The organism is Amycolatopsis thermalba (assembly GCF_003385215.1).
GTDB classification, from domain to species: domain Bacteria; phylum Actinomycetota; class Actinomycetes; order Mycobacteriales; family Pseudonocardiaceae; genus Amycolatopsis_E; species Amycolatopsis_E thermalba.
This window is the reverse complement of sequence record NZ_PQHW01000191.1, coordinates 1-4,657: the sequence shown is the minus strand read 5'-3', so window position 1 is coordinate 4,657 and position 4,657 is coordinate 1. Positions and strand designations below refer to the sequence as shown.

Below are 4,657 nucleotides of genomic sequence, written 5' to 3'. Positions count from 1 at the left end.
CCCTGCCGCGCTTCGCGCGCTGCCGCTCCGCTCCCTGCCGCGCTTCGCGCGCTGCCGCTCCGCTCCCTGCCGCGCTTCGCGCGCTGCCGCTCCGCTCCCTGCCGCGCTTCGCGCGCTGCCGCTCCGCTCCCTGCCGCGCTTCGCGCGCACCGCGCCGCCGCCGCGCCGCTGGCGCTTCGATCGGCGCCACGCCGTGCTTCGCGCGCTCCGCGCGGCTTTGCGCTCCGCCCCCGCTTCGCCGCTTCGCACTCCCACCTCACCTCACCCTGGCCGTAACACCGCCCCCAGCACGTCCCGGTTCAAGCGGCCGATCGTCTCCAGCGGGATCCCCTTCGGGCAGACCGCCGTGCACTCGCCGCTGTTGGTGCATCCGCCGAAGCCCTCCGCGTCCTGCGCGGCCACCATTGCCACCGCCCGTGGGAACCGTTCCGGCTCGCCCTGGGGCAGCATCCCCAGGTGCGTCGTCTTGGCGGCGGTGAACAGCATCGCCGAGCCGTTCGGGCACGCCGCCACGCAGGCGCCGCAGCCGATGCAGGCCGCGGCTTCGAACGCGCGGTCCGCGGCGGGTTTCGGCACCGGCGTCGCGTGTGCGTCGGGGGCGCTGCCGGTCGGTGCGGTGATGTACCCGCCCGCCTCGATGATCCGGTCCAGCGCCCCGCGGTCCACCACCAGGTCCTTGACCACCGGGAACGCCCGCGCCCGCCACGGCTCCACCGTCACCGTCTGCCCGTCCGCGAAGTGCCGCAGGTGCAGCTGGCACGTCGTGGTCGCCCGCTGCGGACCGTGCGCCGTGCCGTCGATCACGACCCCGCACGCCCCGCAGATCCCCTCCCGGCAGTCGTGGTCGAACGCCACCGGCTCGTCGCCCGCCGCGGTGAGGCGCTCGTTCAGCACGTCGAGCACCTCCAGGAACGACATGTCCGGCGACAGGTCGTCCACCTCGTACCGCACCAGCCGGCCACGGTCGGCCGCATCCTTCTGCCGCCAGATCTTCAACACGAGTTTCACGAGTAGCTCCGCTGACTGGGGGTGACATGGTCGAACGACAGGGCTTCGCGGTGCAGCACCGGCGGCTTCCCGGCCCCGGTGAACTCCCACGCGGCCACGTACGAAAACGCGGCGTCGTCGCGCTGGGCCTCACCGTCGGCGGTCCGGCTCTCCTCCCGGAAGTGCCCGCCGCAGGACTCGGTGCGGTGCAACGCGTCCACGCACATCAGCTCCGCCAGCTCCAGGAAGTCCGCGACCCGCCCGGCCTTCTCCAGCGACTGGTTCAGCGAAGCGCCCGAACCCGGCACCCGCAGCCGCGCCCAGAACTCCTCCCGCAGCGCCGGGATCAGCTCCAGCGCCTTCCTCAGCCCCGCCTCGGTGCGGCTCATCCCGCAGTGCTCCCACAGCACCGCACCCAGCTCGCGGTGGAAGTCCTCGGCGGACCGGTCCCCGTCCACAGCCAGCAGCCGCGCGATCCGGTCCTCGACCTCCGCCTGCGGCCCGGACACGTCCCCCACGGCAGGGAACGGCCCGTCGGCCAGGTAGTCGCCGATCGTCGTGGGCAGGATGAAGTACCCGTCCGCGAGGCCCTGCATCAGGGCGCTCGCCCCGAGCCGGTTGGCGCCGTGGTCGGAGAAGTTCGCCTCGCCGATCACGAACAGCCCGGGGATCGTGCTGCGCAGGTCGTAGTCGACCCACAGCCCGCCCATCGTGTAGTGCACCGCCGGGTAGATGCGCATCGGCACCCGGTACGGATCGTCCCCGGTGATCCGCTCGTACATCGCGAACAGGTTGCCGTAGCGGGATTCCACGCCGTCCCGCCCGAGCCGGGAAAGCGCGTCCGCGAAGTCCAGGTACACCCCGCGCCCGCCGGGTCCGACGCCACGGCCCGCGTCGCACACGCTCTTCACCGCGCGGGAGGCGATGTCGCGCGGCACGAGGTTCCCGAACGCCGGATACCGTCGCTCCAGGAAGTAGTCCCGCTCGGCCTCGGGGATCTCCGACGGCGACCGCGCGTCGCCGGGGGTGACGGGCACCCACACCCGCCCGTCGTTGCGCAGCGACTCGCTCATCAGCGTCAGCTTCGACTGGTGCCCGCCGCTGACCGGGATGCACGTCGGGTGGATCTGCGTGAAGCACGGATTGGCGAACAACGCGCCCCGCCGGTGCGCGCGCCAGATCGCGGTCGCGTTGCAGCCCTTGGCGTTGGTGGACAGGTGGAAAGCGTTGCCGTAACCGCCGGTGGCCAGCACCACCGCGTCCGCGACGTGCGTGGAGATCTCGCCGGTGACCAGGTCCCGCACCACGACCCCGCGCGCCCGGCCGTCCACCACGACCAGGTCGAGCATCTCGGTGCGCGGGTGCATCGCGATCCGCCCGAGGTGGATCTGCCGCGCCATCGCCTGGTACGCGCCGAGCAGCAGCTGCTGCCCGGTCTGCCCGCGGGCGTAGAACGTCCGGGACACCTGCGCGCCGCCGAACGACCGCGTGTCCAGCAACCCGCCGTACTCGCGCGCGAACGGCACGCCCTGCGCCACGGCCTGGTCGATGATCCGCACGCTCAGTTCGGCGAGACGGTGCACATTGGACTCCCGGGCCCGGAAGTCGCCGCCCTTCACCGTGTCGTAGAACAGCCGGTGGATGCTGTCGCCGTCGCCGCGGTAGTTCTTGGCCGCGTTGATCCCGCCCTGCGCGGCGATGCTGTGCGCGCGGCGCGGGCTGTCCTGGTAGCAGAACGAGCGAACCCGGTAGCCCAGTTCGGCCAGGGTCGCGGCGGCCGACGCGCCGGCCAGCCCGGTGCCGACCACGATGACCGAGAGCCGCCGCCGGTTGGCGGGGTTGACCAGGCGGGCGGTGAACCGCCGCCGCTCCCAGCGCTGCGCGAGCGGGACGTCCGGCGCGCGGGTGTCGGAGATCGGGGTTCCTTCGACGAACACGGTGCTCACCCGGCCAATCCGGTGACGACGGCGAACGGGACGGACAGGTACCCGGCGGTGACGACGACCGCCACGCCGAGCGCGACGCCCTGCGCGGTGCGCCGCGCGGCGCCGGAGGAACCGAGGCTCTGCAGCGCGCTCCACAGCCCGTGCCGGATGTGGCATCCGAGGGCGACCACCGCCAGCGTGTAGACCAGCGTCACGTACCAGAGCCGGAAGTCGGCGGTGACGTTGTCGTGCACGGCGCCCGGCACGCCGTTCGGGTTGAGGTGACCGGTGGTCAGGTCGAGCACGTGGTAGACGACGAACAGCGCGAGGATCACCCCGCCCCAGCGCATGGTCCGCGCCGCGTAGCCGCCCTGGACGCGCCCGCGGTGGGCGTAGCGGACCGGCCGGGCGGCGCGGGCGCGGCGTGCCAGGCGGGCCGCGGTGACGGCGTGCAGCACGACGCAGACGACCAGGCCGGTGCGCAGCACCCACAGGAACCCGGAGTGCCCGAGGACGCTGTCCAGGATCGTCCGCAGCCAGGCCGCGTAGTGGTCGAAGCTCGCCGCGGAGACGAAGAACTTCAGGTTGCCCAGCATGTGCGCGATGACGAAGAGCAGCAGGAACAGGCCGGTCACGGCCATGATCGCCTTCTGCCCGACGGTCGAGGACCACAGGCCGCGCGGTCGTGGTGGTGAGGAGCGTTCGAGAAGGGCCACTCCGGCAGCGTGCGGCCGGGGAGATCGAGTCGTCCAATATATCGAAGAGCTGAAGACGATAGCCTGAGGCTATGACGCTGCAACAGCTTCTGTACTTCCTGGCCGTGGCCGAGACGCGGCACTTCACGCGCGCCGCCGAGCGCACGTATGTGGCGCAGCCCTCACTGAGCAAGCAGGTGCGGGCGCTGGAGGACGAGCTGGGCGCGCCGCTGTTCAGCCGGGCGCGGGGCAACGTCACGCTCACCCCGGCCGGCGAGGCGCTGCTGCCGATCGCGCGGCGCATCGTCGCCGACGTGGACACCGCCCGCCTGGAGGTCGCCGAGCTGGTCGGGCTGCGTCGCGGCCGGGTCCGGGTGGGCGCGACGCCGAGCCTGTGCGTCACCGTGTTCGCCGACGTGCTGCACCGCTTCCACCGCGAGTACCCGGGCATCGAGCTGGTGGTGGAGGAGAGCGGGTCGAAGGACCTGGTGCGGGCGCTGACGCACGGCGAGCTGGACCTCGCGGTGCTGATCGCGGCCGGGGACGAGGCGGCGCTGACGACGGTGCCGCTGCTGCGGGAACGGCTGGTGGTGGCCGCGCCGGCCGGGGTGGACCTGGGCGGGGCGGTCCGGCTCGAGGAGCTGCGCGGCCGGCCGATGGTGATGTTCCGCGAGGGCTACGACCTGCGCGACACCACCCTGCAGGCCTGCCGCGCCGCCGGGTTCACGCCGGAGTTCGCGGCGCAGGGCGGGGAGATGGACGCCGTGCTCCGGTTCGTCGAGGTGGGGCTGGGGGTGGCGGTCGTGCCGAGCCTGGTGCTGACCGGGCGGCCCGCCCTGCGCGGGACGCCGCTGACCGCGCCGGAGATGACGCGGACCATCGCGCTGGCCCAGCGGACCGACGTGGCGCCGACCAACGCCGCCCGCGCGTTCCGGGAGACGCTGCGCGCCCACCTGGACGACCTGCACCGGGACGGCGCGCTGCCGGCCGGGGTGGAGCTGGCCGGGCGGTGAGTGTCGGCGGGGGGAGGCCGCCCGGCCAGCTCCACCC

At 73.3% G+C, this 4,657-nt stretch carries 4 protein-coding genes; 1 reads left to right on the top strand and 3 read right to left on the bottom strand.

The window, feature by feature from the left end:
* Positions 1-261: 261 nt before the first annotated feature.
* The 3 genes from D0D15_RS35335 to D0D15_RS35325 are packed head-to-tail and all read right to left on the bottom strand — an operon-like array spanning position 262 to position 3,628.
* A complete protein-coding gene (locus D0D15_RS35335; RefSeq protein WP_094007194.1) occupies positions 262-1,008 on the bottom strand; it encodes a succinate dehydrogenase/fumarate reductase iron-sulfur subunit in 747 nt (248 codons plus the stop codon).
* Positions 1,005-2,933 (bottom strand): fumarate reductase/succinate dehydrogenase flavoprotein subunit, encoded by a 1,929-nt coding sequence (locus D0D15_RS35330; protein WP_094007196.1) that lies wholly within the window; start codon positions 2,931-2,933, stop codon positions 1,005-1,007. The genes D0D15_RS35335 and D0D15_RS35330 overlap by 4 nt, the downstream gene beginning before the upstream one ends.
* The gene (locus D0D15_RS35325) at positions 2,930-3,628 is read right to left on the bottom strand and encodes a succinate dehydrogenase cytochrome b subunit (protein WP_094007198.1); all 699 of its coding nucleotides are present in this window, start codon (positions 3,626-3,628) and stop codon (positions 2,930-2,932) included. The genes D0D15_RS35330 and D0D15_RS35325 overlap by 4 nt, the downstream gene beginning before the upstream one ends.
* Before the next feature lie 71 nt (positions 3,629-3,699).
* Here D0D15_RS35325 and D0D15_RS35320 point away from each other — a divergent pair, with 71 nt between their 5' ends.
* The gene (locus D0D15_RS35320; RefSeq protein ID WP_094007200.1) at positions 3,700-4,620 is read left to right on the top strand and encodes a LysR family transcriptional regulator; all 921 of its coding nucleotides are present in this window, start codon (positions 3,700-3,702) and stop codon (positions 4,618-4,620) included.
* Positions 4,621-4,657 lie beyond the last annotated feature (37 nt).

Coding starts and splice junctions, on each gene's coding strand:
- D0D15_RS35320 (WP_094007200.1), top strand. CDS start 3,700: ATGACGCTGCAACAGCTTCTGTACTTCCTGGCCGTGGCCGAGACGCGG.